The 704-nt window shown below is 43.3% G+C and carries 1 protein-coding gene; it reads left to right on the top strand.

The genetic code is table 11. The features are described from left to right. Positions 1-277 precede the first annotated feature (277 nt). A partial coding sequence (locus tag ACS8FC_RS17545; protein ID WP_439297730.1) for a phosphoribosylanthranilate isomerase occupies positions 278-704 on the top strand: 427 nt, incomplete at its 3' end.

Raw genomic sequence — 704 nt, 5'->3', positions numbered from 1 at the left:
AATGCAACGGACTGTCGCTATCGCTACTGTCATTATTTTTATTATTGCTACCATTGTTGTTAGTAGTCTTTGACATCAAAGTATCCCTATATTAATCAATCGCAATCATAAACAAAACTGAGCATAAAAGTATGCTAGGATAAGTTTTTGGATGCAATGGCTTTGCCGTTTGCGTAACAAATTCTCATCATATCTCACGATTTATCTTTAGTCTGACGCTATCTGATGCCGCTATAATCGATGTCAGATTGATGAATATAAAATCCAAGGTCACAAAATGCACGTTAAGTTTTGCGGATTTACTCAGCTTAGTGATATACAGACTGCGGCACAGTTAGGTGCAGACGCAGTCGGTTTGGTGTTTTATCCGCCAAGTCCGCGTGCGGTCACGATAGAGCAAGCACAAACTCTAAGCGCTGCCGTACCTGCTTTCGTCAGCGTGGTGGCATTGGTGGTCAATATGCCTAAAGATGAGCTGGTCAAATTAGCAAACGATGTACCTTTTGATATCATTCAGTTTCACGGTGATGAAACGGCTGAACAGTGTGAGCAGCTGGCAAGCACAGTCAATAAACGCTGGGTGAAAGCGCTGCGTATCAATGCAGAGCAAGACACACCCGATAGCGTTCGTGCTCAGATTGCACAGTTTGCTGACGCAGGTGCCAGTAGTATTTTGCTCGATGCTTATCATCAAACGGCATATG

The sequence above is a fragment of the Psychrobacter sp. 1Y4 genome (genome assembly GCF_051847555.1).
The sequence above is the reverse complement of the archived record's forward strand: the minus strand, read 5'-3'. Positions and strand labels throughout refer to the sequence as shown.